This is a genomic window from Brucella sp. JSBI001, assembly GCF_026014005.1.
GTDB classification, from domain to species: domain Bacteria; phylum Pseudomonadota; class Alphaproteobacteria; order Rhizobiales; family Rhizobiaceae; genus Brucella; species Brucella anthropi.
In genome coordinates this window covers 4,064,799-4,088,924 of the sequence record NZ_CP110339.1, presented here as the reverse complement: position 1 = coordinate 4,088,924, position 24,126 = coordinate 4,064,799, and the positions used below count along the sequence as shown (strand labels likewise).

Here is a 24,126-nt window from a genome sequence, read left to right as displayed (position 1 = left end):
GGTCGATCCTTAAGGCACGATCAAGGTGCCGGCACCATGTTCGGTGAAAAGCTCCAGCAGCACGGAATGCGGGGTCTTGCCATTCAGAATGACAACGCCTTCGACGCCCCGGCGGATTGCTTCGATGCAGGTTTCCACCTTGGGGATCATGCCGCCGGAAATGGTGCCGTCCTTGATGAGCGCCTGCGCATCGGCAACGGACAGTTCCTTGATGAGGTTCTTGTCCTTGTCCAGCACGCCCGGAACATCGGTCAGGAACAGGAGGCGCGTTGCGGCGAGCGCCCCGGCAATCGCGCCTGCAAACGTGTCGGCGTTGATATTGTAGGTATGGCCGTCGCGACCCGGTGCGACCGGCGCAATGACCGGTATCATTTCGGAGCGCGCCAGAAGATCGAGCAGGGTGCGATCCACTTCCGCCGGTTCACCGACAAAGCCGAGGTCCAGCACCTTCTCGATATTGGAATCCGGGTCGATGACGGTCTTGTGCGCTTTCTGCGCAAAGACCATGTTGCCGTCCTTGCCGCAAAGACCGATCGCCCATTCGCCTTCGGCATTGATGAGGGCGACGATTTCCTTGTTGATGGAACCGGCCAGAACCATTTCCACCACTTCGACGGTCTTTTCGTCGGTGACGCGCAAGCCGCCTTCAAAGCGGGATTCGATACCGAGCTTGGTCAGCATGGCCTGGATCTGCGGGCCGCCGCCATGCACGACAATCGGATTGATGCCCGATTGCTTCAGAAGCGCGATATCGCGCGCGAAGGCCTTGCCCAGTTCCGGATTGCCCATGGCGTGGCCGCCATATTTCACAACGACATGCTTGTTCTCGTAGCGCTGCATATAGGGCAGGGCCGCGGACAGGAGTTGCGCTTGCATTTCGGGATTTTCAAGTGTCGTCATCGCGGGCTCCATGGCAGGCGACAGGGCAAAAAGAGGCAGGCTTTTCTAGACCGGATTCATCGTAATTGGAATCCGCAGTTGCTTATTTTTCGCTTTCCCGGTCGCGATTATTTGAATTTGCGGCCCGAAACGTGCCCAACAAAAAGCCGGTCTGCGCTCTATGCAGGTTTTACCCGGAATGATTTTCAGAGACCGCATCATGCGCAAAATATTCCTCACTGTTCTTGCCTGCCTGCTTGGCACATCTGCATCCTGTGCTGCGCCTGCAGCAACGACTGAAACGATCATCCTCATCCGGCATGGAGAAAAGCCCAAAGGTGGCATGGGACAGCTCAGCTGTCGTGGGCTCAATCGTTCCTTGAAACTGCCTGCCGTCATTGCAAAAGATTTCGGCAAGCCCGATGCCATTTTCGCGCCCGATCCTGCCAAGGAAAAGAAGGATAGCGGTATTTCCTATGCCTATAACCGACCGCTGGCGACGGTGGAGCCGACCGCCATCCGTTTTCAGATGCCGGTCGATACGCGCTTCGGCTATGATGAGATCGGCAAATTGCAGGCGGTACTTGGGCAGCCGCAATACAGCAATGCGACGATACTGGTCGGCTGGGAACACAAGCAGCTCTACAAGCTGGCCAGAAATCTGCTCAAGGACAATGGCGGAGATAAAGCTGCGGTGCCGAAATGGCGCGGCAATGATTTCGACAGCATCTATGTGCTGCGTATCAAGCGCGGCGAGGGGCATGTAAGCGCTCGTTTCGAGCGCCTCAATCAAGGGCTGGACGGGCAGCCGGAAAGCTGCCCGAGCTAGAGCATGTCCCCAAAAGTGGGAACCGGTTTTGGGATTAGGACATGCGTCAGAATAGATAGTATCAGGCTTCCTTGATAAGCAATGCGATTGCTGCACGCAGCTCGTCGAGGCCTTCGCCTTTTTCCGACGAGGTCGCGATGATGCCCGGAAAGCAGGCGGCACGCTTGTAGGTAAGCTTGTGCGTTTCTTCCAGAAGGCGCGGTACGCCCGCGGGCTTGATCTTGTCGATCTTGGTGAGCACGATCTGGTAGGAGACGGCCGCCTTATCAAGAAGATCGAGCACTTCCGCGTCGTTCTTCTTGATGCCATGGCGGGCATCGATCAGCACATAGACACGTTTCAGTGTGGTGCGTCCGCGCAGATAATCAAACACAAGGCGCGTCCAGGCATCGACCTGTGCTTTCGGTGCTTCGGCGAAACCGTAGCCCGGCATGTCGACCAGTGCGAGCGGTGGCAGATCGCCGTTTTCGCCGGAATAGCCGTCCGGCACGAAATAGTTCAGTTCCTGCGTGCGGCCCGGCGTATTGGATGTACGCGCAAGGCCCTTCTTGTTGACGAGCGCGTTGATCAGTGACGACTTGCCGACATTGGAGCGGCCTGCGAAAGCGATTTCGACCGGACCTTCCGGCGGCAAGAATTTCATCGATGGCACGCCACGGATGAAGATCCACGATTTCTTGAAAAGCAGGCGTCCTTCCTCGACGAGTGCCGCCTGGACTTCCCGGACCGCATCCGCCGCTGCCTGAGCGGCCCTGATCGCCGCCTGCTTCTTATCCTGCTGGTTCAATGGTTCTGTCCCGGTCGGTATGTTCTCTTGTGTACACGCATCAATGTTATGAGCCGTATTGTCAACATGAAGGCACAAAAAACCCCGCCGAAGCGGGGTTCTTTCAAGTCTATTTCTTCGCCTCTTTCGGCTTTCGCTTGAAGAGGCCCTTGAGATTGTCGAAGAGCTCGATCTTCACGCCCTGGCGCTTCATGATGATGCCCTGCTGGGTAATGGAGAGCAGGTTGTTCCATGCCCAGTAGATCACGAGACCAGCCGGGAACGAAGCCAGCATGAAGGTGAAGATCACCGGCATCCAGGTGAAGATGGCGGCCTGCGTTGGATCCGGAGGCGTCGGGTTCATGCGCATCTGCAGGAACATGGTGATGCCCATCAGGAGCGGCCAGACGCCGATCATCAGGAAGTGCGGCACGCCGAAAGGCAGGAGGCCGAACAGGTTGAAGAGCGAGGTCGGATCGGGCGCTGCAAGATCCTGAATCCAGCCGAAGAACGGCGCATGGCGCATTTCGATGGTGACATAGAGCACCTTGTAGAGTGCGAAGAACACCGGAATCTGCACCAGCACTGGCCAGCAGCCTGCGAGCGGATTGATCTTCTCTTCCTTGTAGAGCCGCATCATTTCCTGCTGCTGCTTCATCTTGTCATCCGCATATTTCTCGCGGATTTCAGTCAGCTTCGGCTGCACCAGCTTCATGCGTGCCATCGACTTGTACGACTTGTTGGCAAGCGGGAAGAACAGGCCCTTGAGGAGAACGGTGACGACCAGAATGGCGACGCCGAAATTGCCCGAGAACTTGTAGATCCAGTCGATGAGGTAGAACATCGGCTTGGTGATGAAGTAGAACCAGCCCCAGTCGATCAGCAGTTCGAACTGCTTGATACCGAGCTTTTCTTCATAGGCCTTGATGTTGGAAACGACTTTCGCACCGGCGAAGACGTGGTTCTTCAGCGTCTGTGCCTGGCCGGGTGCAATGGTCATCGGCGCGCCGAGGAAGTCGGTCTGGTAGCGCGGGCGATCATTGGTGAAGTGCGAGAAGCGACCGGTGAACTTTTCGTCCTGCGGCGGAACGAGCGTTGCCGCCCAGTACTTGTCGGTGATGCCGAGCCAGCCACCGCTCACGTCCTTGAACGAAATGTCCTTGTCGTCCTCGACCTTGGAATACTTGATTTCCTGCAGGCCGTCCTGACCCATGACGCCGATCAGGCCTTCATGAAGCACATAGGTGGCGCTGGCATGTTCCGGCTGGTTGAAGCGGGTCACGCGGCCATAGGAGGCCAGCGAGATCGGCGCGCCGGTATTGTTGGTGATCGTGTCTTCAACGGCGAACATATAGGCGTCGTCGACCGAAATGACGCGCTTGAAGGTGATGTTCTTCTCGTTGGTATAGGTCAGCGTGACCGGCGTGGATGGCGTCAGCTTGTTGTTGCCTTCCACGGTCCAGACCGTGTTCGGACCCGGAACCGGGCCGGTCGTGTCGTTGCCGGTGAAGCCGAGTTCGACGAAATAGCCCTGCTTCAGCGCCGAGGGCGCGAGCAGTTCGATCTGAGGCGAATTATCATCGACGGTCTCGTGATATCTCTTCAGGAAGAGATCATCGAGGCGCGCGCCGGTCAGGTTGATCGAACCGCGCAGCGAAGGCGTATCGATTTCGACGCGCTGCGTCTGGGCAACGGCTGCCTCGCGGGTCAGCGTGCCGCCAGCGGCTGCAACATCGCTATGGCCGGGAATATTTCCGGACGTGGCGGGCATCTGCGGCGTGTCGCCACTTTGCGCCTGTTGTTGCGTTGCCTGTTGTTTCTGCTGCTGCTGCTCCTCAATGCGTGCCTGCTCCCGCTGGGCTTCCGTTTTCGGACCCAGATAAAACACTTGCCACAGCGTTAGCACGAGGATGGACAGGGCAATGGTGATGAAGAAATTACGATTATTTTCCATTGACGGGTCCTGATTCCGGTCTTTCCGTTCGGCGTTTCCCATCGCCCCGCCGTTCACCCTTCGCCTTGATGCGGCGGGAGAGTTCTTCGGTCAGTCGCGAAAAGGGCGCAGTGAGGGCTTGCTCGCGCGCTACGATCACATAGTCGGTCGAAGGCGCCATGTCACGCCCTGCGTGACAACGAACCGCTTCTCTCAGCCTGCGGCGGATGCGGTTTCGTATCACGGCGTTGCCGTTTTTCTTCGTTACGGTGAAACCTGCACGGGGTTTTTCGCCGATTTTGGCGGTTTGCGATTCTTCTTCGGTCCGCTCGCGGACTTCGAGAAGAAACAGTGGACCACGTCGCTTTTCACCATTCCTCAAAGCCAAAAACTCCGCTCTCTTGCGAAGGCGGAGTATTTGTTTCGGCTTGTTCATTTCTTTATTCACCGCGCTGCAGCGCGGGAAAAGATTAAGCGGAAAGCCGCTTACGGCCGCGCGAACGGCGAGCGGTGAGAACCTTGCGGCCGCCGGTGGTTGCCATGCGTGCACGGAAACCGTGACGACGCTTGCGGACGATCTTGGATGGCTGGTAAGTGCGCTTCATTTATTTAATACCGCGGTGTGCGGCCCTTCTTGATTCTGTTTTTCCGTTGAACACGATCTTGTCCGAAAACTGTTTTCCACTTTTCGGGATCACGCTCTATTGAACAGGAGCTGGTTCTTGTCCCTTGCGACGGACAGCACAAAACCATCCGTAAAACCGCACGGGCGAACGTGACGCGGCTTATAGGGGGAGGGGGGCAAAGAGTCAATGGTGACGGGCGCTAAAGCTTGTCTTCCAAAAGTGGGAACCGCCTTCACGGGGAAATCAGTCCACTGGACTGATTTCTGATCCCGCTATGATGGGAAAAAGACATGCTTGATATGATCACAGCTGTGCTTCAATCGCAGCCTTATCGATGACTGACCAGACTTTCCTTATGAGCGTATTCTCGAACTCATAGAAAACATTCTCTGCGAACCGGACCCGTTTGCCGTTGACCGGGAGGCCGAACAGTAGCCCTTTCGGCGTACAGTCGAACTGAAGCCGGCTGGCAATATAGGGCGGCTCGCTGACAAGCAATTCTATGTTGAAGCGCAGGTCGGGAATCGCCTCGAAATCCTGTTCCAGCATCGTGCGATAGCTGCCAAGCCCCAAAGGTCTGCCATTGTGAATGGCCTCCTCGTGCACATAAAGTCCGAGGTCGTCCCAGTCCTGCCGGTTCAGGCATGCAATATAGTCGCGATAAATCTCGGCGAGTGGTTCCGACATGGCTGTCCTCCTCTTCGGAGCGGTTCCAGTTGGAGCGGTGTCGCTGGAACTGCTCCAAGTATTTGTTTCGTAGCATTATCCTCACGCAAAACCGCTTCGCACTTTTGCTGGAAATGTTCTTTTTACTGAAATTGCATCATTCGGACCGGCATTGGCATTGCCAAAGCAGACTAGGGCTTTAATAAGGATGCGCAACATTTTCACATGCGGGACTGGTCCCGCAGAAGAGCATTATTGAGAGGAGTTCACCATGAGCATCCGTCGCATTGGAGTCGGCCCGCGCATGAGCCAGGCCGTCATTCACGGCAACACTGTTTATCTCGCCGGTCAGGTGGGAAATCCGGGCGCCAGCGTTACCGAACAGACCAAGGCCGTTCTGGTCGAGGTGGACCGCCTTCTCAAGGAAGCGGGCTCCGACAAGACCAAGATCCTTCAGGCCATCATCTGGCTCGCCGACATGAAGGATTTTGGCGAAATGAACGCTGTCTGGGATGCATGGGTCGATCCGGCTCACACGCCTGCCCGCGCCACCGGCGAAGCAGCGCTGGCAACGCCAGACTACAAGGTTGAAGTCATCATCACCGCTGCGGTGTAATTTCTTCATATCGATGCGAACCCCGTCGAAGCTTCGGTTTCGGCGGGTTTTTTTATTCGCGGATACGTTGCGAAAAGCCGTCCCGTCCACCCGCGAGCGCTCTTGCGTCGATTGACGCGCGTTTGCGTGCTTCCTCCAGCGTGCCGCCATTCTCGATCCAGCCGTGATCGTACAGATAACCGGGCAGGTAGCCTGACAGGAGGATGCGGTAGTCGAACGGGAAGGTCGGATCCAGCACCCGCGCCATGTGGAAGATGATCGTGGTGCAGTTTGCGGTCAGCGTATTATAGAATTTCGGCTGCTCTGCCAGCTCATTGCCAAGCTCGACATAGGACAGGAAAAGTTCGCGCGCGCCCACCGGCGGCAGCTTCACGCGGTAGCGATAGACGTTTTCCTTGCGGACATTGGTGCGCAGATAAATGATGTCCTGCTCTTCGGCGGCAATCATCGCCAGCTCATATTTGCGGAAGAAACCGGCGATGGGCGAATAGACTTCATGGTGTTCGCGGCGGATTTCGCCGGAAAAGACCACATGACGGCCATCCTCGAAGCCGAATGACAGAAGCGTATGGGCGATTGCCGGGCCCGACCAATAGGACAGATAAACGTCCACCGTCGCAATCTTGCTGAGGTCGTAGGTTTCCTCTTTCCAGTTGGGCGTAAAATCTTCTGTCGTTCGCCAGGTGAAATCGCGGACATTGGAAAGGGTGACGATGTCGCCATTGATCTTTCCCGTCACCGTGCGGGCGACGTCGGGCGCCCAGATGCGGTTGAGGGAGGGGCGGACTGTGGACCATGCCCCGAGCATCACCAGCGCCAGAAGGCAGAAGACCAGTCGCCTGCGCCAGCAGCTGTAATGTCTTTCGCCTGCAATCACGCCCAGAGCGATCAGAAGCCAGACGGCGATGATCGATCCGCGCATGGCATCGCCGAAGGGCAACTGGAACCACATGGCAAAGCTGGCCCATATCGCAAAGATAAGGACGAATAAAATGAAGACGAACTTGCCTGCGATGCGGACGGGAGCCGATTTCAGGAGAGATGACATATGCATTCCGTATTCGTCGGTTGCCGCTGCCAGGAATTATTCTGTGTGCGGAAATCGGCGGGATACTGACATGATTTGCATCCCTATGTCATGGGGTAACGGTTAGAATAGTAAATTTAAGTTTCTACATTAGAAACCGTAGAAAGTTATTGGTGTGTCAGGGCTTATTTCTTTACTGCCATTGCTTCGCCGCGCGGGCGGGAAACAGGCTTGCGGTTGCGGGCGTGCGGACGCACCAGACGCCATAGAAGCAGTGCGCTGACGATCCCGGCATAGATGACCGGTTCGGCGGGCCAGCTTTTCACCGACATGATGAAATGGATCGCGCCGCCAGCGATTGCGACATAGACCAGCTTGTGCAGGCTGTTCCAGCGGCGGCCGAGCTTGCGGATCGACCAGTTGTTGGAGGTCAGCGCCAGCGGCACCAGCAGGACCAGACTGATCATGCCGATGGTGATGAAAGGCCGCCGCACGATATCGGTGACAATGGCGGAAATGTTCAGGCCCTGATCCAGCACCATATAGGTGGCGAAGTGCATCAGCGCATAATAGAAGGCGAGCAGGCCGAGCGCCCGGCGATAGCGCAGAAAAGCCATGCCGGTCAGGTCGCGGATCGGCGTTACCATGAGGGTCAGAATGAGAAAGCGCAGAGCCCACAGGCCAAGCGTGTGTTCGAAAGTCTTGACCGGATCGGCACCAAGGTTGCCGCTTGCGCCCAGATAGAACGTCCAGACTGCCGGAACGAAACCGACCGCATAAAGCAGCCAGATCTTCCATTCACCGGGACGAACTGTCTTCTTTTTGCCTGTCTGGGCCGCTGCTGCCATGTCAGTAATTCACCTTCAGGTCCATGCCCGCATAAAGTGAGGCGACTTCCTCGCCATAACCGTTGAACGGCAAGGTGGGGCGGCGGCCCGAACCCAAAAAGCCGCCTTCGCCGATACGCCGTTCGGTCGCCTGGCTCCAGCGCGGATGATCGACCTCCGGATTCACATTGGCATAGAAGCCATATTCGTTAGCGGCCTGCTGCTGCCATGAGGTTGGCGGCTGCTTTTCGACAAAGCTGATCTTCGTGATCGCCTTGATCCCCTTGAAACCGTATTTCCAGGGCGCCACGAGCCGGATCGGCGCGCCGTTCGCATTGGGCAATGTCTCGCCGTAAAGGCCGACCGAAAGGATCGTCAGCGGATGATTGGCTTCATCGAGACGCAGACCCTCGATATAGGGCCAGTCGAGAACCTGAAAGAGGCCGGTCTGGCCCGGCATTTCTTCCGGTCGCACCACGCCGGTAAAGGCGATGTATTTGGCGGAACCAAGCGGCTCCACCTGCGACAGAAGGCTTGCGAGCGGAAACCCGATCCACGGAATGACCATCGACCATGCCTCGACGCAGCGCATCCGATAGATGCGTTCTTCAAGCGGCATCCTGGCAATCAGTTCCTGAATGTCGAATTCCTTCGGCTGTTTCACGAGGCCATCGACGGTGAGCTTCCAGGGCAGCGGCTTGTAGCTGCCGGAATTGGCGGAAGGATCGCTCTTGTCCGTGCCGAACTCATAGAAGTTATTGTAGGTCGTGACAGCGTCCTGCGGCGTCAGCTTTTCATCCACCTGATAGGCGGAGGCCTTTGCCTTGAGCGGTTCGGCAAAGGCGGTTGATGCAACACCAGCCGCGGCCAGTGCACCCGCGCCGACCATGAAGTTGCGACGGTTCAGATAGAGGCTCTTGGGCGTCACCGCATCATAAGTGAGACGGGCGGATGAAAAACGCCCGGGTTTGAAGCTGCTCATGGTCTCTCCCACTTCCAAAACGATTAGCCTGCTCTTGCAGATACGATCCCACGTAAAGGCGTCAAAAGCATGGATAATTTGCGAACACGATGTTGTTCACGCATTGTTGAGATCGCGTGAAGGCGTAACAGAATTGTAACACAATGTAACTTTTCGTGCATTCTGCCATATTCTCGCTAAAACTCTGCTGTTAACGGCATTACATTAGCGCATCCCGAAAGCGCTTCCTGCAAAAGCATGGGCGATTTCGGAGAGATGTGTCGGGTCATGTGATTATCGCCGGCAGGGGTGGGGACGCACCCGGGAAGAGCTGCCTTCAAACCTTCGTTAACGTCTCATTGGCTATATTGAGATCATGGTAAAGAAGATGTTTATTGCCGCTTTGGCGGCAGCTGCATTCACGGTGGCGGCCGGCTCGGCTCTGGCCGAAGGACAGCCCGTTTCGACGAACGGTCAGGGCAAGGTTCTGAGCGCTATTGCTGCATCGATGAAAGAAGAGCAGGGCGCTCCCAAGCTGGGTGAAGGCGTGACAATGCGCGAGAAGAAAATGGATACGGAAACGACCCCGGAACAGAATTTTTCGCGCAGCAAGCAGTTCATTCATCGCTTCTACAAGCCGGAAAATGCTTCGAATGAACTGGTTATTCTGCTGCACGGTTCGGGTGGCAATGAAACCAGCCTTGTGCCGCTGGCTTCCAAGATCTGGCCGCGCGCCACACTGCTCGGCATTCGCGGTCGCGTGATGCAAGATGGCGGTACACGCTGGTACAAGCGCATCTCGCCGGTCAAGTTCGACCAGAAGGACGTGAAGCTCGAAGCCAATGCGTTCGTGACCTTTTTGACGCGTCTGGCCGATGACAAGGACCTCGACCTCACCCACGCAACTTTCGTGGGCTATTCGAACGGCGCCAATCTTCTGGCTGCAACCATGATGCTGCACCCCGATCTGGTGAAGCGCGCCATTCTGATGCGCTCGATGCCGGTTCTGGATAACGCCCCTGTCGCCAATCTGAGCAAGGCGCGCGTTCTGACCATCACAGGCGAAGAGGACAAGCTCTATTCACCGTTTGCGCCAGCGCTTTCCGCACTTCTGCGCTCAGGTGGTGCCCGCGTCGATGCCCGCACCATCGATGCGGATCATATGCTGGGTGAAAAGGATATCGCCGCCATCACTCAATGGGTGGCATCGCTCGGACCAGATGGTGCGCCTGCGGTTGCAAGACGCGGACAATAATATCGACTTGATTGAAGCCCGGTCAGTTTCCCTGATCGGGCTTCGCGATCATGCATCTGCGCGGTAGCGAAAGTGACCGGTAATGGGAAACTCAAACAGCCGGTCTTCAATCCGGGTTCCCGCACCAATATTGTGAACAACCAACAGACGTGTGCCCTCGGCATTATAGCGCTGTGTAACGATGGCTATATGCGGCAGGTTTCCCGGAAGCATCTGCGCGACGAGATCGCCGGGACGATAATCCTCAGCAACTTTTGTAACCGGTAAGGCCGCTTTGCTCCTGTTGAAAAATACGGCAAGGTTCGGCACGCGACGGTGGTCGATATTCGGGTCGGGGCGCTTCAGGCCCCAGTTTCTCGGATATTGCCTGAAAGCTTTCCGCATATCGTTGTGGACCAAGGCCTGCAGGTCCGCATTCAACCCCTGCCGATAGGCGCGGATGATGACATCGGTGCAGACGCCTCGATCGAGAGGAACGTCCCCGCCGGGATATTTCAGCTGCGTATAGGCGGGGTCATAGTGAACCGTCGTTCCCACCTGGCTTTCCGCTGCCGCAATCAGCTTTTGTGCCCACGGCTCAGCCTCCACCGAAGGGAGCGCCGCAGAAGTCTTTTCAACGAACAGATTTGTCGAAAAGACTGCCGATACTCCGCCGAGGACAATAGAACGACGTGAAAGCATACTGAAATTCTCTTCCTCCTGTATGAACAGGATAAAACCGCTGAAGATCGATTACGATTGTTGGTCCGGTGTTGGTATGGTCTATTAGCAACTCTAGATTTAAATAAGGAAATCGTATGATTCTAAGAAGTGCTAAAGGTTCTTCTGTCCTGATGGCCGTAATTGGTGCGGCTCTTGTGGCAGGCGGGTTTTATTACCAAGCCAGTGGTTCGTCTGTTTCCAGCGCGGATCAACAGCGCTGCGAACAAATCATCCAGAATATTTATGGTGATAATGCCGATGCCAAATCGTCGTTGCTGCCGAAATGCAACGAGCCCGGCATGGTCGCGATGATGGATGCCAGGGCTGGTGGCTCTGGCGCGTCGGAAGCTGCCGCAGCCATTGCCTCTGCCAATCAGACCGACATAACGTCGAATGCATTGGGTTATGGGGTGATGGGCGTCGGTGTTGCGCTGGTGATTTCGGGTCTTTTCGGTATGGCTCGTGCCAAACGAAACGGTCAGGTCTGAGGATCTGCAAGCAGTCTGCTTGTGTAGATGAAACGGGGAATCAGTCCATTGGACTGTTTCCCCCCGCGACCTGCGGCTTCTGTTCAGGAATTAGAGTGCGTTTCGATCTGATTGAATCAGATCGGCGCTCTAATCATTTGTTTTTACGCGCATCTTTTCCGAAAACCGTTTCACACTTTTCGGGATGCGCTCTAATCCGCTATCGAAACCACACCGCAATCCCCGGCCTCGGAGCCGAAGACGAGGCGTTGGCCCTGTTCATCCCAGCCCATGCTGGTGATTGCGCCCTTGCCGGGGCGGCGCAGCAGAACTTCCTTGCTGTCGGCGAAACGAGCAACCAGGATCATGCCGTCATTATAGCCGATGGCTGCAATGTCCTCGACCGGATGGCAGGCAACGGATGTCACCATGCTATCGCCACGAAGACCGAGTTCCAGAGGAGCCTTGCCCATCGGGCCGTCCTTGCCCGCAAAAGGCCAGACGATTGCTGCCGGGGCGCCGGAGGTGGCCAGCCACTTGGCCTTGGCGCTCCACGACCAGTCTTTCACCTTGGCCGGATAGCCGGTCATGCGCATGTGCTTTGTATCTTCGAGACGCCAGCCATGCAGGGCATTTTCCTGCATCGAGGTGATGAGGAAGCGACCATCGGGTGAAAAGATTGCGCCGATATGTGCGCCTTTCCATTCCAGTTCGACAGGCTTCGCCGCCGTTCCGGTCCAGATCAGGGTTGCACCATTATAGCGGGCAATCGCCAGCCGCTGGCCCTTTGGCGCAAAGGCAATGCCTTCGACGCTGCGTTCCTGCGCAAATTCCTGCACCTTGCCGTCAGACGTGCGCACCCAGGCGGTGCGACCCGATGCAAAACCGACAGTTCCGCCGGGGCCTGCTGCCACGGCGGTCATCCATTTGCGCGGGATCTTCGCAAGTTCAGTTACCGTCCCATCGGCGTCGGTACGGCACACGCGACCGTCTTCGCCGCCAGTGATGAGCGACTTTCCGTCAACGGAAACGGTCGCGCTCAACAGTCCGTCATGGGCTGCCGATGTCTTGCTGCCGTTGTTGAGCTGATGGATCGAGCCATCGGCCATTGCGAAGAAGGGAATGCCGCCGACAAAGCGCGCATAAAGACAATGACCTTCAAGGTCGAGCGGAGCTACTGTAGGCATCGGCTTCCGGTATTGTTCTAGAGCGTGTTTCGATCTGATTGAATCAGATCGGCGCTCTAACTGTTTGTTTTAACGCGCATCATATCCGAAAACCGTTTCACACTTTTCGGGATGCGCTCTATTGATAAAAGCATTTCCAGCAAATGCTTGGCGCAGTTCTACTGGAAATGCATAAAAATGGACAGATAGAGCATTTCCCGGTTCGAACAGAACCGGAAGCGCTTTATCGGGCCTGACTGTTTTCGAAGCCGGCCTTCAGGGCGGCGGGGTCGAGTTCACGTCCGATGAAGACGAGGCGGCTTTCACGCTTTTCGTCTTCCTTCCAGGCACGCTGGTGGTCACCTTCGATGATCATGTGCACGCCCTGCACCACATAGCGGTCCGGATCGTCCTTGAAAGCGATGATGCCCTTGAGGCGCAGAATGTTCGGTCCTTGCGTCTGGGTGATGTTCTGAATCCACGGGAAGAATTTCGCCGGGTCGATTTCACCAGCCCTGAGCGACACCGACTTCACCGTCACATCATGGATCGGTGAGGCGTGATCGTGGTGATGGTCATGATCGCAGTCGGGACCGCACACATGGTCATGGTCGTGATGGTGGTCATGATGATCGTGATCATGCGCATGATGATGATGTCCATGGTCGTGACCATGATGGTCATGATCATGGTCGCAATCCGGTCCGCATACGTGATCGGGATGATCATGGTCGAGAAAGTGCGGATCGTTGTCCAGAACGCGCTTCAGGTCGAAGGCGCCGCGATCCAGCACGCGGTCGAGCGGAATGGAGGCGCGCTCGGTGCGGTGGATGATGGCATGCGGATTGATGGCGCGAACGGTCGCCTCGATGGCCGCCAGCTCCTGCGGCGTCACGAGATCGGTCTTGTTGATGAGCACCACATCGGCAAAGGCGATCTGGTCTTCCGCCTCGCGGCTGTCCTTCAGGCGCAGCGGCAGATGCTTGGCATCGACAAGGGCGACAACGGCGTCGAGACCGGTCTTGGCGCGCACGTCATCATCCATGAAGAAGGTCTGCGCAACCGGAACCGGATCGGCAAGGCCGGTCGTTTCCACAACGATGGCGTCGAAACGACCCGGACGGCGCATCAGGCCTTCCACCACGCGGATCAGGTCGCCACGCACGGTGCAACAGATGCAGCCATTGTTCATTTCATAGATTTCTTCGTCCGACTCGACGATCAGGTCGTTGTCGATGCCGATCTCGCCGAATTCATTGACGATCACGGCGTAACGCTTGCCGTGATTTTCGGTCAGGATACGGTTGAGAAGAGTGGTCTTTCCCGAACCCAGATAACCGGTCAGAACGGTCACGGGAATGCGGCCAGCTTCAGTGGTCGTCTTGGTTTCAGACGGAGCTTCGGTTTGGGCTTCAGCCTGGCTCATGGTTATGCCTCTTGAAGTTGTGGCCTTTTGAAATCGTGGTCCGGGATGGCCAGTGCGCGGCCAGCGCGAGCGGCACAGCACCGAAACCTCGGATAGGACAATTCATATAAGGGAAGGGCAGCGTGAATGCCATATGCAATGCTATAATATTACATTCGCCTAATCACATTCACGCCAGTTGGAACACGGGCCTTGCAGTGTCTAACCTGCCTGATTGGCGAGACGTTGCAATTCGAACCGGGCGAGATCGAACCTGTCGACATCGCGCAGCAGTTCGATAAAGCCCGTCACCGCGTTGGTGATCAGCTTTTCCCCGGCTTCTGCCGTTGCGGCAGCAGCGTTGCCAGCAACCCCTTCCGGGTTGAGATCGTGCATCTTCCAGCCGAAGGCATGAGGGCCATAGGCGCGCAGGAACTTGAATTCCTCGGCGTAACGTGACTGGGCGTTGGAGAAATTGCGTGCCTTCGACATGTCCACCAGATCGGGGCGCAGCGCCAGCATCACCGATGTCTCGATGAAACCGCCATGAATATCGAGCGCTTTTTCCTCCGGCGTAATCAGGCCCTCCGGCAGGCCGAAGCGGGTCCAGCTTGTGGCGACCGCCAGCATGTCGAGCCGCGTGCGCAGTTCGGTTGCGACAATTGTCATCAATGGCGAATTTCCGCCATGCGCGTTCAGCATGACCAGTTTGCGAATGCCGCCAGCGTGAAGGTTTTCACCAATGCCGATCCACTGGTTCACGGCCTCGGCGAAGGCGAGGCTCTGGGTCCCTTCCGTATCCATGTGTTCGATGGAATAGCCGACCGGCTGTGCAGGCAGGAAATTGACGTTCAACTCGGCAGGCAGCGCATCGCTGACACGCGCGACAATGCCTTCGGCGATGATCGTATCCGTTTCAAACGGCAAATGAGGCCCATGCTGTTCGTGAGCGCCAAGGGGCAGAACGACAATCATGTCGCTGTTTTGATCGCGCAGATCGGTCATGTTTTCCTCGCTTTTTTCATTTCATGGAGCCCCAGAGCGTAACGTCCGTTAGCCATGACAGCAACCGGGCCTTGTTGTTTCATAAGTCGGACAATATTTTACGATATATGAATGGATGGGACTATCGATCAGGCGACAGCAACTGGTTTATTTTGAACAGCGTATCTTGTCCGAAAACCATTGGATGCTTTTCGGGATGCGCATCAAAGTGCCAACAAGGGCGAGGTGGCGATGAGCAAGGACAATAAGGCGGTTGTACTTTACCGGCTGCAATCCGTGGCAAGACTGTCGCGGACGGTGCTGGCCACGCGGCTTCTGGAACAGGGGCTCTATGCAGGGCAGGATGCAGTCATGCTGCAGCTGGCTGCGGAAGACGGACTGACGCCGGGCGTGCTTGCACAGCGGCTGGGTGTGCGTCCGCCGACCATCACCAAAACCATTGCGCGTCTGCAGGGGCAGGGGTTTGTGGCAAAGCGCGCCTCGGAGACCGATCAGCGCCAGTCGCATGTCTATCTGACGCAGACCGGTCTCGAGACTATCAAGGCGATCGAGAAATCCATTCGCAAGACTGAAAAGGACATGCTGAAGGGGCTCGACAAGAAAGATCGCAAGACCTTCCTCAAGATGCTGAGCCGGATGGAGAGCAATCTTGCGCTTCGCGGCGTCACGCGCATTCCCGATGAGCCTGAAACGGAAGTGCTTGAAGAGGACGACGTGGAATAGGCCTGTCGCTTATCAAGCTCTAACTATTTGTTTTGACGCGTATCTTGGCGGGAAACCGTGAAACACTTTTCAAGATGCGTGCTATCGAAAATGCTTCCAATTCAAGGTTTGCAATGGCATAACCGTTCGCAAGACGAACGGTCGCGTCTCACCTTGTCAGGTTGCGGCCGCGTCTCCGACTGCGGCACGGACCATTTTGGGGAGGCGACTTGGCCCAGAAAATAAAGCTATCGACCATCGCGGATGCGCTTGGTGTTTCGACAGCCACAGTTTCGCTCGCTTTGCGCGACAGTCCCCTCGTTGCCGACCAGACCCGCGAGAAGATCAAGGAACATGCCCGCGCCATCGGTTATATCTATAACCGTCGCGCTGCGAGCCTGCGCACCTCACGCTCCGGCATTGTCGGCGTCGTGGTGCATGACATCATGAATCCGTTCTTCGCGGAAATTCTCAAATCCATCGAAACGGAACTGGACCGGTCGCGGCAGACCTTCATCCTGTCCAACCATTACGATCAGCTCGAAAAACAGCGCACCTTCATGGATACGCTTTTGCAGCTCGGCGCGGATGGGGTCATTATGTCGCCCGCTATCGGCACGCCGCCGGAAGACATCCAGCTTGCGGAAGATAACGGCCTGCCGGTCGTGCTGATCGCGCGTAGCGTCGAGGGTGTTCATGCGCCGGTTTTCCGGGGTGACGATGCCTATGGTATCGGCCTTGCCACCAATCACCTTATTTCGCTCGGTCATACGCGCATCGCGATGATCGGCGGTACGGACCAGACCTCGACGGGCCGTGACCGTTATCGCGGCTATGTGCAGGCCATGGAAAAGGCCGGGCTCGAGGTTCGCCCCGACTGGCGCATTGCCGGGCCGCGCACGAAGCAGGGCGGCTTTGAAGTCGCGCCGCAATTTCTGGCGCTGAAAGACAAGCCGACGGCTGCGGTCTGCTGGAACGATCTGACCGCCATCGGCCTGATGAACGGCATTGCTCGCGCCGGGCTGGTGCCGGGCGAGGACATTTCCGTGACCGGCTATGACGATCTCGAGGAAGCGGCGATCGCAACGCCAGCGCTGACGACCGTCTGGAACGGACAGCGTGAAGTGGGACGCCGTGCCGCTCGCGCACTGCTGGACCAGCTCAACGGCGTCGAGGTTTCTTCGATGCAGGAACTTATCAAACCGGAACTGCATATCCGGCAATCGACATCCAAGCCGAAACACGGCTGATTTCCCCCGCTCCGGCTCCGGTTGCAGCCTTTGGGTTGACCGGTCGCCGGTCCCTCACGAACTGCGACATGCTGTCCAGAGGAATCCAGAGGAATATTGTCATGACCAAGCGCGACGCAACCGTTCTGGTGCTCGGAAACTTCAACGATTATGCCGTCGAGCGTCTGTCCGGTGAGTTTTCGGTGCGCCGCATACCACGCGGTGACGCGGCGCTGGTCGATGCCGACTGGGCAGGCGACATATATGGTATTGCCAGCATGTCCACCGTCGATGCGGCGCTGATCGATGCATTGCCCAATCTGAAAATAATCGGCAATTTTGGCGTCGGTTATGATGCGGTCGATGCAAAACATGCCGGTACGAAAAATGTCATGGTCACCAATACGCCTGACGTCCTGACCGATGAAGTAGCCGATACGGCGCTTGGCCTTCTGATTGATACGGTGCGGGAATTGTCGAAGTCGCAGGAATTCCTGCGTGCAGGCAATTGGGTGAAGGAAGGCCGCTATCCGCTGTCGAAGCTGTCCTTGCGTGGGCGCAAGGTCGGCATTTTCGGCCTTGGCCGCATCGGCAAGGCGGTCGCCCATCGTGTCGAAGCTTTCGGACTGCCGGTTTCCTATCACAATCGTCGCAAGGCTGAAGGCGTCGCCTACGATTATTATCCGACCCTGCTCGAGCTGGCCAAGGCGGTGGACACACTTATTCTGGTCGCACCGGGCGGCGCGGAAACCGCGAAGGCAGTCAATGCCGAAGTGCTGAAGGCGCTCGGTCCGGACGGTGTGCTGATCAATGTCGGGCGCGGTTCGCTGGTTGATGAAGATGCGCTGGCCGCAGCGCTGAACGATGGCACAATCGCTGCTGCAGGTCTGGATGTTTTCGCGAACGAACCGTCAGTGCCACAAGGCCTGCTTGATGCGCCCAACACGGTTTTGCTGCCGCATATCGCATCCGCATCGCAAAAGACCCGTCAGGCCATGGCGGATCTGGTGATTGATAATCTCATTGCATGGTTCGACACCGGCAAGGCGATCACGCCGGTGCCGGAAACGGTGCATGTGCAAGGCTGAAGCAGTCTGTCAGGCGAGTAGGGGAATATGTTTTGATTGCGGACGACCGCAACGAACTTTTACCCTTACTGTCCTACTGCCCGATGTTGACGCACAGCCTCTCCGAACGCCTCGAATATCTTGCGCGACGGAGCATCGGAATGCGCCCAATATTCCGGGTGCCACTGCACGCCGACGACAAATCCCTTCGCATTCCTCACGGAGACGGCTTCAACCGTACCGTCTTCGGCCACCGCCTCGACTTCAAGCTGCGGTGCAAGCTTGTCGATGGCCTGACGGTGAACGGAGTTCACGCGCACGCTTTCTTCTTTGAGGATTTCCGCAAGGCATGAGTTCGGGTTGAGCTTGATCGGGTGCTGGATGGCGAAGCGCTCGGCCTGGCTTTCGGATTCCGGGGCGCGGTGGTCCATCCGGCCTTCCATTTCCTGAATTTCGGTGGCGAGCGTGCCGCCCAGTGCGACGTTCAGCTCCTGTATGCCGCGGCAGATGGCCAGCACCGGAACACCTTTTTCGATGGCTGCGCGGATGAGTGGCAGCGATGTCGCATCGCGGGCATTGTCATAGGGCTCGAACGCGGCGCTCGGTTCGACGCCATAAAGCGCCGGATTGACGTTGGATTTGGAGCCTGTGACGAGAACGCCGTCCACCGCATCCAGAATGGCATCGAGATCCATCTTGTCGCCAAAACTTGGCACCAGAAGCGGCGTTACACCTGCGACGTCGATGGCGGCTGCCAGATATTGCTGGGGTGCTGCGTGCCAGGTGTAGTTTTCAAATGGCTTTACATCGGTCGGCACGGCAACGAGAGGGCGAGAAGTCTTGGGCATAATGTTCGTATCCACCAGTCGGATTATGCTCTTATCTGCTCTGTTCCTTACTTCTCCGCAATGGGTCGCGCAATCACGAACAGGTGTCGTCTTTCGGCTGCGCCATAGGTCTTTCGTCGTGCCTTCTGTGTATTGTGTTGATTTGAACCGATTTTTACGGTCGAAGATGGTTCAAATGCTGATCTCTATATTCTAGGAAGGTATAAAGAGGGATTGGCAGTTGAGGGGATGAATGACTGACGATCAGCTTTTCTCCGTCAGGGGCAAGGTTATTGCCGTGACGGGAGGGTCTTCGGGGTTGGGCCTGCGCATGGTTCATGTGCTGGCGGGGCACGGTGCACGCGTGATTTCGATCTCGCGCACCCATGCAGGCGAAAGCATTTGCCCATCGGGCGGCGAAGTGCTCGAAATCATGGCGGATGTAACCCATCCGGATGAAATCGTGCGTGCTTTTGATGAAGCGGAAGAACGCTTCGGACCGATAACGACGCTCTTCAACAATGCCGGTGTCGCGCATATGGCACGCGCGCTCGACACGACGCGCGATATGCTGGAGCATATATTCGAGGTCAATGTCGCAGGCGCCTTTTTCGTGGCGCAGGAAGCAGCGCGCCGCATGATCGAGCGCGGCGAGGGCGGCTCCATCGTCAATACGACCAGCATTCTGGGCGAGCGTCCGCAGAAGGGTGCCGCCGCCTATTCCATGTCCAAGGCCTGCGTGACGCAGATGACGCGGGCGCTGGCGCTGGAATGGGCCACGCACGATATTCGCGTCAACGCGATTTCCCCCGGATGGTTTCCAACGCGAATCAATGAAGACCAGCTGCAAGGTCCTGCCGGGGGCTACTTCAAAGGGCGGAACCCAATGCGGCGCCTCGGCGAGCCTGAGGATCTGGACGGGGTTGTGCTGATGCTGGCTTCCGATGCCAGTCGCTATATGACGGGTTCCGTCATTACCGTGGATGGCGGTCATCAGCTCTGACAAGGTTGGAAGTTTCTTTAGCGGTTATTTCCCGCGTCGTGACTTGTATGGCAGGTTTTTTCTCTAACGGACGGGGGTCTGGCGGTAGAATATCCACATCGACTAATCTGGATTAATTCTCGGGAATGCGGAAACTAACCTGTCCCTGTTCTCCCATTTTAGCCATTTCAGTAATATTAGGACGACTAAAACATGTATGCCGATGGTTGTGATTGCCCGTTGAGGGTTGTGCGTCTGTGGTTTTCCTTAAAAAATATCTGAATACATCTTATGGTGGTTGTCGTGACAGCTTGTGGTTTAATATCCCGAAAGATATTTTTAAGTCATTAGTGCGATATTGCCTCCCCGTATAAGGGATAAATGCATCGATATGTGGCAAAGCCGTAAACCTGAGATACCTGCAGATGTGCGGCTATCTTTTCTCAGAGCGCTGTATGGTAATCGTACCACGCTCTGGTTTGGCTTGCTCGCGCACGTTGTAGCCTGTGTCGTCATCTATGTGAAAACCGATGACTGGCGCTATCTGGTTTTTGGCGGTGTGTTCGCCATCATTGCCGTTGGTCGCATCTTCGACATGCACAAGTTCGACCAGGCAAAACAGCAGTCGCTGTCCCATGCCGATCTCGACCGCTGGGAAACACGCTATCTGATCGGTGCGTCCGCCGTCTGCCTGACGCTCGGCATGTTGTGTTTCTTCTCAAGCTATGTGCTCAGGGATTCCTTTGCCGAACTTGCCAGCCTGACTGTGCTGCTTGCTTCGGTCGTTTCCATTGTGGGCCGCAATTATGCATCGGCGAAAGCCGTTGTCCTGATGTCGGCCTGCACGCTGATTCCGGTTCTGGCCGGGCTTATTCTGGCGGGAACGCCGTTTCACGTCATCATTGGCCTGCTGCTGATCCCGTATTTCCTGTCCAACATCCAGATGGCAAACGGTCTGCGCGAGTTTCTCTTCGCTGCAGTCATGGGCAAACGTCGCCTGTCCATTGTGGCCGGGCGTTTCGATGCGGCGCTCAACAACATGCCGCAGGGCTTGCTGATGTTCGACAGCCAGCAGCGCATTGCGGTCATCAACAATAAGGCCAAGGCGATGTTGCAGATCGCCGAACACACCAAGCTGCATGGCCGCAAGCTCGATGTCCTGCTGCGCTATTGCGCGAAGAAGGGACTGTTTCCGCAAAACGACCTGAAAAGCGTGCATGTGCGCATGCAGGATCTTCTGCTGGGCAAGCGCACGCGCGATATTTTCCAGCTTTCGAACCAGCGTTATATCGAATGTATCGGCAATCAGACCCTCAATGAGGGGGCCGTCCTGATGTTCGAGGATGTGACGCAGCGCGTGGAAGCGGAAGCGCGCATTCAGCATATGGCGCGTTATGACGGCCTGACAGGCCTGCCGAACCGCAATTATTTCGAAACCCTGGTGCGATCCATGCGTTCCCACCAGCAAGCAGGCACGCAGGCTGCGCTCATCGTCATCGACATCAATCATTTCAAGCATGTCAACGATACGTTGGGGCATCATACCGGTGACGTATTGCTGCGCCTGTTTGCAGAGCGGCTGAACTCGCTCGATCCGCAGCGTTTCGTCGCGTCACGCTTCGGCGGCGACGAATTCGTGGTGTTCGTCTTCAATCTGCGCAGCGAGGCCGACGTTGCAGGCGTGATGGATCATATCATGACCGTCGTGACCGGCGTCTACGATCTCGACGGCGATCAGGTGCATATCGATATCAGCGCGGGCATCGCGATCGAGGATATCGGAAGATGCGATGTCGGCAGCATGCATATCAGCGCCGATCTGGCACTCTACGAAGCCAAAAGCATGGAAGACAAGCCCTGGTCCATCTTCATCGATGCGATGGACACCAAATATCGCGGGCGCCAGAAACTCAAAGCCGATTTGCGGCTTGCCATCGAGCATGGCGAGATCAAGGTCGTCTATCAGCCCATCGTCAGCGCGCAGTCCCTGCGCGTTGTTGCGTGTGAAGCGCTGGCGCGCTGGGAGCATCCGCAGCTTGGCTTTGTGCCGCCTGCGGAATTCATTCCGCTTGCGGAAGAAATGGGCATCATCACCGACATTACCCGCTTCATGCTGGCGCAGGCCTGTGCCGACTGTCTGTCATGGGGCGACCGCATCGGCGTTTCGGTCAATCTTTCGGCCATCGATCTGAAAAGCAATGACATCGCCCGCGACATCGCCAATGCCTTGCAGAAATCAGGCCTTCCGGCTCACCGCCTTGAGGTGGAAGTGACGGAAAGCGCCATCATCTCGGACCGCAACAAGACTTCGATGGTGTTGCAGCGGCTCAAGAATGCCGGGATCAATATCGCGCTGGATGATTTCGGCACCGGCTATTCCAGTCTCAGCTATCTCAACACCTTGCCATTGACCAAGGTGAAGGTCGACCGTTCCTTCGTGCGCGACATCACCACCGACCGGCGCTCGCTCATGCTGCTTCGCGGCGTTACCCAGCTTTCGCACGAGCTTGGGCTGGGCGTGACAGTCGAAGGTGTCGAAACAGAGGAACAGCTTGCGCTGATCCGTGTGGCGGCGGGTGCCGATCTCGTACAGGGCTATCTTCTCGGTATGCCTGTGCCTGTGGAAGCGATCAGCGCTATGACCACGAAAGCCGCAGCGCGCCGCGACGGCGGGCGAACCGTCGCCTGATTATTTCAGATTTAACTGTTTGTGTTGGACGAGCTTCTCGCGGTTTTTCAAAGTACTGCGAAGTGTTTGGCATATCTCATCTACGACGCTCAATGTCGTTGCCACTTCTCGTGTAAATCACAGGAATTTGAATATAAATATAATAATTGGGATTTTTTGAGATGCACGTATCATGCTCTTAATGTCTTAGGAGGATGTATATAAGTATTTCGTTATTTGCTTATAAAATGTCTATCAAATTCAATTTTAATATTTAAAGGGGAGGCGATGAAACGATTTTTTCGCTATGCTTTATATGGACTGATCGGGCTTGTTGTTCTTGCCGGTGTTGGTACTGCGGTCTTCTGGACGAAAATCCACGAAAGCTGGGCGGTCTATCAATATGCCCAGATGTTCAAGGGGCCGGAAATTTTTGAAAACTTCCGCAATGTTTACAGGCGCTATCCATCGGTGCGCATCCCGCATGAGGGCGAAGTCAGCCAGTTGGCGAAAGAAGAGCGGCCCTTGCCGGAGACTTTTGTCTACAAGGGTGAGACCCGCAAGATTTCCGACTGGCTGAAGCGCGGCGGCACGACCGGTTTCATTGTTCTGAAAGACGGCGTGATCGTCCACGAGGAATATGATCACGGCAATACCGAGGCCACCCAGAGCATCGCATTCTCCATGTCGAAATCTGTCGTTTCCTTCCTTGTCGGCAATGCCGTTCGGGACGGTCTGATCGATATCAACCAGCCGGTCGACCGCTATGCACCGGTGCTGGCCGAGGGCGGATACAAGGGCGTGACGGTCAAGAACGTGCTGCAGATGGCGTCTGGCATCGGATTTAACGAGAACTATGGTGATCTCAATTCCGATATCGTTCGGTATGCTGTCGAGCTTCTGACTGGCTCGATCACAAATTTCACCGCGCATCTGAAAAATGAACGCCCCCAGGGAACGCTCAGCCACTATGTGTCGGCGGATACGCAAGTGCTCGGGCTGGTTCTGGAAGGCGCGACTGGTGTTCGTTTTCAGGATTATTTGAAAGACAAACTCTGGTCAAAGCTTGGCGCGGAAGCCGATGTCTACTGGGCGGTGGATCCCACCGGTGAAGCTGCTGCCGGGGCCGGTATGAACGCCGTTCTTCGCGATTATGCACGTTTCGGCCTGCTCTATCTCAATGAGGGTCGCAACTTCAAGGGCGAGCAGCTTGTGCCGGCGCAATGGGTGCACGATTCGGTAACGCCGGATGCGCCTTATCTGATGCCCGGTCGCAAGGATGCACTGGGCAAGATTCCGTTCGGTTATGGCTATCAGTGGTGGACGCCGGTTGACTGGCAAGGCGACTATAGTGCCGTTGGCATCTATGGGCAGTTCATCTATGTCAATCCTGCCAAAGGTGTCGTCATTGCCAAGACCTCGGCATATTCCAATTACAATGTCGACGGGCAGGATATGAAGGACGAAACGATGTATGCGTTTCAGGCTATCGCCAACGCGCTTTGAAGGCCCGTTTTCAAA

The 24,126-nt window shown here is 56.4% G+C and carries 24 protein-coding genes; 10 read left to right on the top strand and 14 right to left on the bottom strand.

Annotation, left to right across the window (positions count from 1 at the left end; genetic code table 11):
• Window positions 1-9: 9 nt before the first annotated feature.
• Window positions 10-900 (bottom strand): acetylglutamate kinase, encoded by an 891-nt coding sequence (argB, locus tag LJ361_RS19475; RefSeq protein WP_010659426.1) that lies wholly within the window; start codon window positions 898-900, stop codon window positions 10-12.
• A gap of 199 nt (window positions 901-1,099) precedes the next feature.
• Here argB and LJ361_RS19470 point away from each other — a divergent pair, with 199 nt between their 5' ends.
• Window positions 1,100-1,708 carry a hypothetical protein gene (locus LJ361_RS19470; RefSeq protein WP_029376034.1) on the top strand — a complete coding sequence of 203 codons (609 nt, stop codon included), beginning with the start codon at window positions 1,100-1,102 and terminating at the stop codon, window positions 1,706-1,708.
• A 61-nt stretch (window positions 1,709-1,769) separates the two neighbouring features.
• Here the strand turns inward: LJ361_RS19470 and yihA are convergent, their stop codons facing one another.
• The 5 genes from yihA to LJ361_RS19445 form a co-directional block, all read right to left on the bottom strand.
• Complete coding sequence (gene yihA / locus LJ361_RS19465; RefSeq protein WP_036563705.1) at window positions 1,770-2,396, bottom strand: ribosome biogenesis GTP-binding protein YihA/YsxC; 627 nt, start codon at window positions 2,394-2,396, stop codon at window positions 1,770-1,772.
• A gap of 208 nt (window positions 2,397-2,604) precedes the next feature.
• A complete protein-coding gene (gene yidC / locus LJ361_RS19460) occupies window positions 2,605-4,428 on the bottom strand; it encodes a membrane protein insertase YidC (RefSeq protein WP_010659429.1) in 1,824 nt (607 codons plus the stop codon).
• On the bottom strand, window positions 4,418-4,843 hold the full coding sequence (gene rnpA / locus LJ361_RS19455) for a ribonuclease P protein component (RefSeq protein WP_010659430.1): 426 nt from the start codon (window positions 4,841-4,843) through the stop codon (window positions 4,418-4,420). The genes yidC and rnpA overlap by 11 nt, the downstream gene beginning before the upstream one ends.
• Before the next feature lie 34 nt (window positions 4,844-4,877).
• Window positions 4,878-5,012, bottom strand: coding sequence for a 50S ribosomal protein L34 (gene rpmH, locus LJ361_RS19450; RefSeq protein ID WP_010659431.1), 135 nt, complete (start codon window positions 5,010-5,012; stop codon window positions 4,878-4,880).
• 324 nt (window positions 5,013-5,336) lie between these two features.
• Window positions 5,337-5,720 carry an ester cyclase gene (locus LJ361_RS19445; RefSeq protein WP_010659432.1) on the bottom strand — a complete coding sequence of 128 codons (384 nt, stop codon included), beginning with the start codon at window positions 5,718-5,720 and terminating at the stop codon, window positions 5,337-5,339.
• 250 nt (window positions 5,721-5,970) lie between these two features.
• On the opposite strand from LJ361_RS19445, the gene LJ361_RS19440 reads away from it, so the two are divergent.
• A complete protein-coding gene (locus LJ361_RS19440) occupies window positions 5,971-6,315 on the top strand; it encodes a RidA family protein (RefSeq protein WP_010659433.1) in 345 nt (114 codons plus the stop codon).
• Between the two features lie 52 nt (window positions 6,316-6,367).
• Here LJ361_RS19440 and LJ361_RS19435 read toward each other — a convergent pair whose 3' ends face one another.
• The 3 genes from LJ361_RS19435 to msrP form a co-directional block, all read right to left on the bottom strand.
• Entirely contained in the window at window positions 6,368-7,363 is a 996-nt protein-coding gene (locus tag LJ361_RS19435; protein WP_010659434.1) for a DUF4105 domain-containing protein, read from the bottom strand.
• 164 nt (window positions 7,364-7,527) lie between these two features.
• On the bottom strand, window positions 7,528-8,190 hold the full coding sequence (gene msrQ / locus LJ361_RS19430) for a protein-methionine-sulfoxide reductase heme-binding subunit MsrQ (protein WP_010659435.1): 663 nt from the start codon (window positions 8,188-8,190) through the stop codon (window positions 7,528-7,530).
• Between the two features lies 1 nt (window position 8,191).
• On the bottom strand, window positions 8,192-9,151 hold the full coding sequence (gene msrP, locus LJ361_RS19425) for a protein-methionine-sulfoxide reductase catalytic subunit MsrP (RefSeq protein ID WP_010659436.1): 960 nt from the start codon (window positions 9,149-9,151) through the stop codon (window positions 8,192-8,194).
• 355 nt (window positions 9,152-9,506) lie between these two features.
• Between msrP and LJ361_RS19420 the strand changes: the two genes are divergently transcribed.
• Window positions 9,507-10,385, top strand: coding sequence for an alpha/beta hydrolase (locus LJ361_RS19420; RefSeq protein ID WP_010659437.1), 879 nt, complete (start codon window positions 9,507-9,509; stop codon window positions 10,383-10,385).
• A 48-nt stretch (window positions 10,386-10,433) separates the two neighbouring features.
• Here the strand turns inward: LJ361_RS19420 and LJ361_RS19415 are convergent, their stop codons facing one another.
• Window positions 10,434-11,066, bottom strand: a complete 633-nt coding sequence (locus LJ361_RS19415) for a DUF1287 domain-containing protein (protein WP_010659438.1) — start codon at window positions 11,064-11,066, stop codon at window positions 10,434-10,436.
• 116 nt (window positions 11,067-11,182) lie between these two features.
• On the opposite strand from LJ361_RS19415, the gene LJ361_RS19410 reads away from it, so the two are divergent.
• Window positions 11,183-11,575, top strand: a complete 393-nt coding sequence (locus tag LJ361_RS19410; RefSeq protein ID WP_050897434.1) for a hypothetical protein — start codon at window positions 11,183-11,185, stop codon at window positions 11,573-11,575.
• A 191-nt stretch (window positions 11,576-11,766) separates the two neighbouring features.
• Here the strand turns inward: LJ361_RS19410 and LJ361_RS19405 are convergent, their stop codons facing one another.
• The 3 genes from LJ361_RS19405 to LJ361_RS19395 all read right to left on the bottom strand — a co-directional run bounded on the left by LJ361_RS19405 (window position 11,767) and on the right by LJ361_RS19395 (window position 15,130).
• Window positions 11,767-12,741, bottom strand: a complete 975-nt coding sequence (locus LJ361_RS19405) for a WD40 repeat domain-containing protein (RefSeq protein ID WP_010659440.1) — start codon at window positions 12,739-12,741, stop codon at window positions 11,767-11,769.
• Between the two features lie 223 nt (window positions 12,742-12,964).
• Window positions 12,965-14,146, bottom strand: coding sequence for a CobW family GTP-binding protein (locus tag LJ361_RS19400; protein WP_010659441.1), 1,182 nt, complete (start codon window positions 14,144-14,146; stop codon window positions 12,965-12,967).
• A 201-nt stretch (window positions 14,147-14,347) separates the two neighbouring features.
• Entirely contained in the window at window positions 14,348-15,130 is a 783-nt protein-coding gene (locus LJ361_RS19395; protein ID WP_010659442.1) for a creatininase family protein, read from the bottom strand.
• A gap of 231 nt (window positions 15,131-15,361) precedes the next feature.
• On the opposite strand from LJ361_RS19395, the gene LJ361_RS19390 reads away from it, so the two are divergent.
• The 3 genes from LJ361_RS19390 (at window position 15,362) to LJ361_RS19380 (ending at window position 18,149) form a co-directional block, all read left to right on the top strand.
• Window positions 15,362-15,853 carry a MarR family winged helix-turn-helix transcriptional regulator gene (locus LJ361_RS19390; protein WP_012091455.1) on the top strand — a complete coding sequence of 164 codons (492 nt, stop codon included), beginning with the start codon at window positions 15,362-15,364 and terminating at the stop codon, window positions 15,851-15,853.
• A gap of 209 nt (window positions 15,854-16,062) precedes the next feature.
• A complete protein-coding gene (locus LJ361_RS19385; RefSeq protein WP_006471199.1) occupies window positions 16,063-17,082 on the top strand; it encodes a LacI family DNA-binding transcriptional regulator in 1,020 nt (339 codons plus the stop codon).
• A gap of 101 nt (window positions 17,083-17,183) precedes the next feature.
• Entirely contained in the window at window positions 17,184-18,149 is a 966-nt protein-coding gene (locus LJ361_RS19380; RefSeq protein ID WP_010659444.1) for a 2-hydroxyacid dehydrogenase, read from the top strand.
• 65 nt (window positions 18,150-18,214) lie between these two features.
• Here LJ361_RS19380 and LJ361_RS19375 read toward each other — a convergent pair whose 3' ends face one another.
• On the bottom strand, window positions 18,215-18,976 hold the full coding sequence (locus LJ361_RS19375; RefSeq protein WP_010659445.1) for a gamma-glutamyl-gamma-aminobutyrate hydrolase family protein: 762 nt from the start codon (window positions 18,974-18,976) through the stop codon (window positions 18,215-18,217).
• A gap of 232 nt (window positions 18,977-19,208) precedes the next feature.
• On the opposite strand from LJ361_RS19375, the gene LJ361_RS19370 reads away from it, so the two are divergent.
• The 3 genes from LJ361_RS19370 to LJ361_RS19360 all read left to right on the top strand — a co-directional run bounded on the left by LJ361_RS19370 (window position 19,209) and on the right by LJ361_RS19360 (window position 24,111).
• Window positions 19,209-19,958 carry an SDR family NAD(P)-dependent oxidoreductase gene (locus LJ361_RS19370; protein ID WP_010659446.1) on the top strand — a complete coding sequence of 250 codons (750 nt, stop codon included), beginning with the start codon at window positions 19,209-19,211 and terminating at the stop codon, window positions 19,956-19,958.
• Between the two features lie 370 nt (window positions 19,959-20,328).
• Window positions 20,329-22,626, top strand: a complete 2,298-nt coding sequence (locus tag LJ361_RS19365; RefSeq protein ID WP_010659447.1) for a putative bifunctional diguanylate cyclase/phosphodiesterase — start codon at window positions 20,329-20,331, stop codon at window positions 22,624-22,626.
• 267 nt (window positions 22,627-22,893) lie between these two features.
• A complete protein-coding gene (locus tag LJ361_RS19360; protein WP_010659448.1) occupies window positions 22,894-24,111 on the top strand; it encodes a serine hydrolase domain-containing protein in 1,218 nt (405 codons plus the stop codon).
• Window positions 24,112-24,126: the final 15 nt, after the last annotated feature.

Bases quoted from the DNA above. Each gene is read 5' to 3' on its own strand.
- LJ361_RS19445 (WP_010659432.1), bottom strand. From the start codon at position 5,720: ATGTCGGAACCACTCGCCGAGATTTATCGCGACTATATTGCATGCCTG.
- LJ361_RS19405 (WP_010659440.1), bottom strand. From the start codon at position 12,741: ATGCCTACAGTAGCTCCGCTCGACCTTGAAGGTCATTGTCTTTATGCG.
- LJ361_RS19440 (WP_010659433.1), top strand. From the start codon at position 5,971: ATGAGCATCCGTCGCATTGGAGTCGGCCCGCGCATGAGCCAGGCCGTC.
- LJ361_RS19395 (WP_010659442.1), bottom strand. From the start codon at position 15,130: ATGACCGATCTGCGCGATCAAAACAGCGACATGATTGTCGTTCTGCCC.
- rpmH (WP_010659431.1), bottom strand. From the start codon at position 5,012: ATGAAGCGCACTTACCAGCCATCCAAGATCGTCCGCAAGCGTCGTCAC.
- LJ361_RS19360 (WP_010659448.1), top strand. From the start codon at position 22,894: ATGAAACGATTTTTTCGCTATGCTTTATATGGACTGATCGGGCTTGTT.
- LJ361_RS19380 (WP_010659444.1), top strand. From the start codon at position 17,184: ATGACCAAGCGCGACGCAACCGTTCTGGTGCTCGGAAACTTCAACGAT.
- LJ361_RS19400 (WP_010659441.1), bottom strand. From the start codon at position 14,146: ATGAGCCAGGCTGAAGCCCAAACCGAAGCTCCGTCTGAAACCAAGACG.
- LJ361_RS19370 (WP_010659446.1), top strand. From the start codon at position 19,209: ATGACTGACGATCAGCTTTTCTCCGTCAGGGGCAAGGTTATTGCCGTG.
- rnpA (WP_010659430.1), bottom strand. From the start codon at position 4,843: ATGAACAAGCCGAAACAAATACTCCGCCTTCGCAAGAGAGCGGAGTTT.
- LJ361_RS19390 (WP_012091455.1), top strand. From the start codon at position 15,362: ATGAGCAAGGACAATAAGGCGGTTGTACTTTACCGGCTGCAATCCGTG.
- LJ361_RS19470 (WP_029376034.1), top strand. From the start codon at position 1,100: ATGCGCAAAATATTCCTCACTGTTCTTGCCTGCCTGCTTGGCACATCT.
- LJ361_RS19435 (WP_010659434.1), bottom strand. From the start codon at position 7,363: ATGTCATCTCTCCTGAAATCGGCTCCCGTCCGCATCGCAGGCAAGTTC.
- LJ361_RS19420 (WP_010659437.1), top strand. From the start codon at position 9,507: ATGGTAAAGAAGATGTTTATTGCCGCTTTGGCGGCAGCTGCATTCACG.
- LJ361_RS19375 (WP_010659445.1), bottom strand. From the start codon at position 18,976: ATGCCCAAGACTTCTCGCCCTCTCGTTGCCGTGCCGACCGATGTAAAG.
- msrQ (WP_010659435.1), bottom strand. From the start codon at position 8,190: ATGGCAGCAGCGGCCCAGACAGGCAAAAAGAAGACAGTTCGTCCCGGT.
- msrP (WP_010659436.1), bottom strand. From the start codon at position 9,151: ATGAGCAGCTTCAAACCCGGGCGTTTTTCATCCGCCCGTCTCACTTAT.
- argB (WP_010659426.1), bottom strand. From the start codon at position 900: ATGACGACACTTGAAAATCCCGAAATGCAAGCGCAACTCCTGTCCGCG.
- yidC (WP_010659429.1), bottom strand. From the start codon at position 4,428: ATGGAAAATAATCGTAATTTCTTCATCACCATTGCCCTGTCCATCCTC.
- LJ361_RS19365 (WP_010659447.1), top strand. From the start codon at position 20,329: ATGTGGCAAAGCCGTAAACCTGAGATACCTGCAGATGTGCGGCTATCT.
- LJ361_RS19410 (WP_050897434.1), top strand. From the start codon at position 11,183: ATGATTCTAAGAAGTGCTAAAGGTTCTTCTGTCCTGATGGCCGTAATT.
- LJ361_RS19415 (WP_010659438.1), bottom strand. From the start codon at position 11,066: ATGCTTTCACGTCGTTCTATTGTCCTCGGCGGAGTATCGGCAGTCTTT.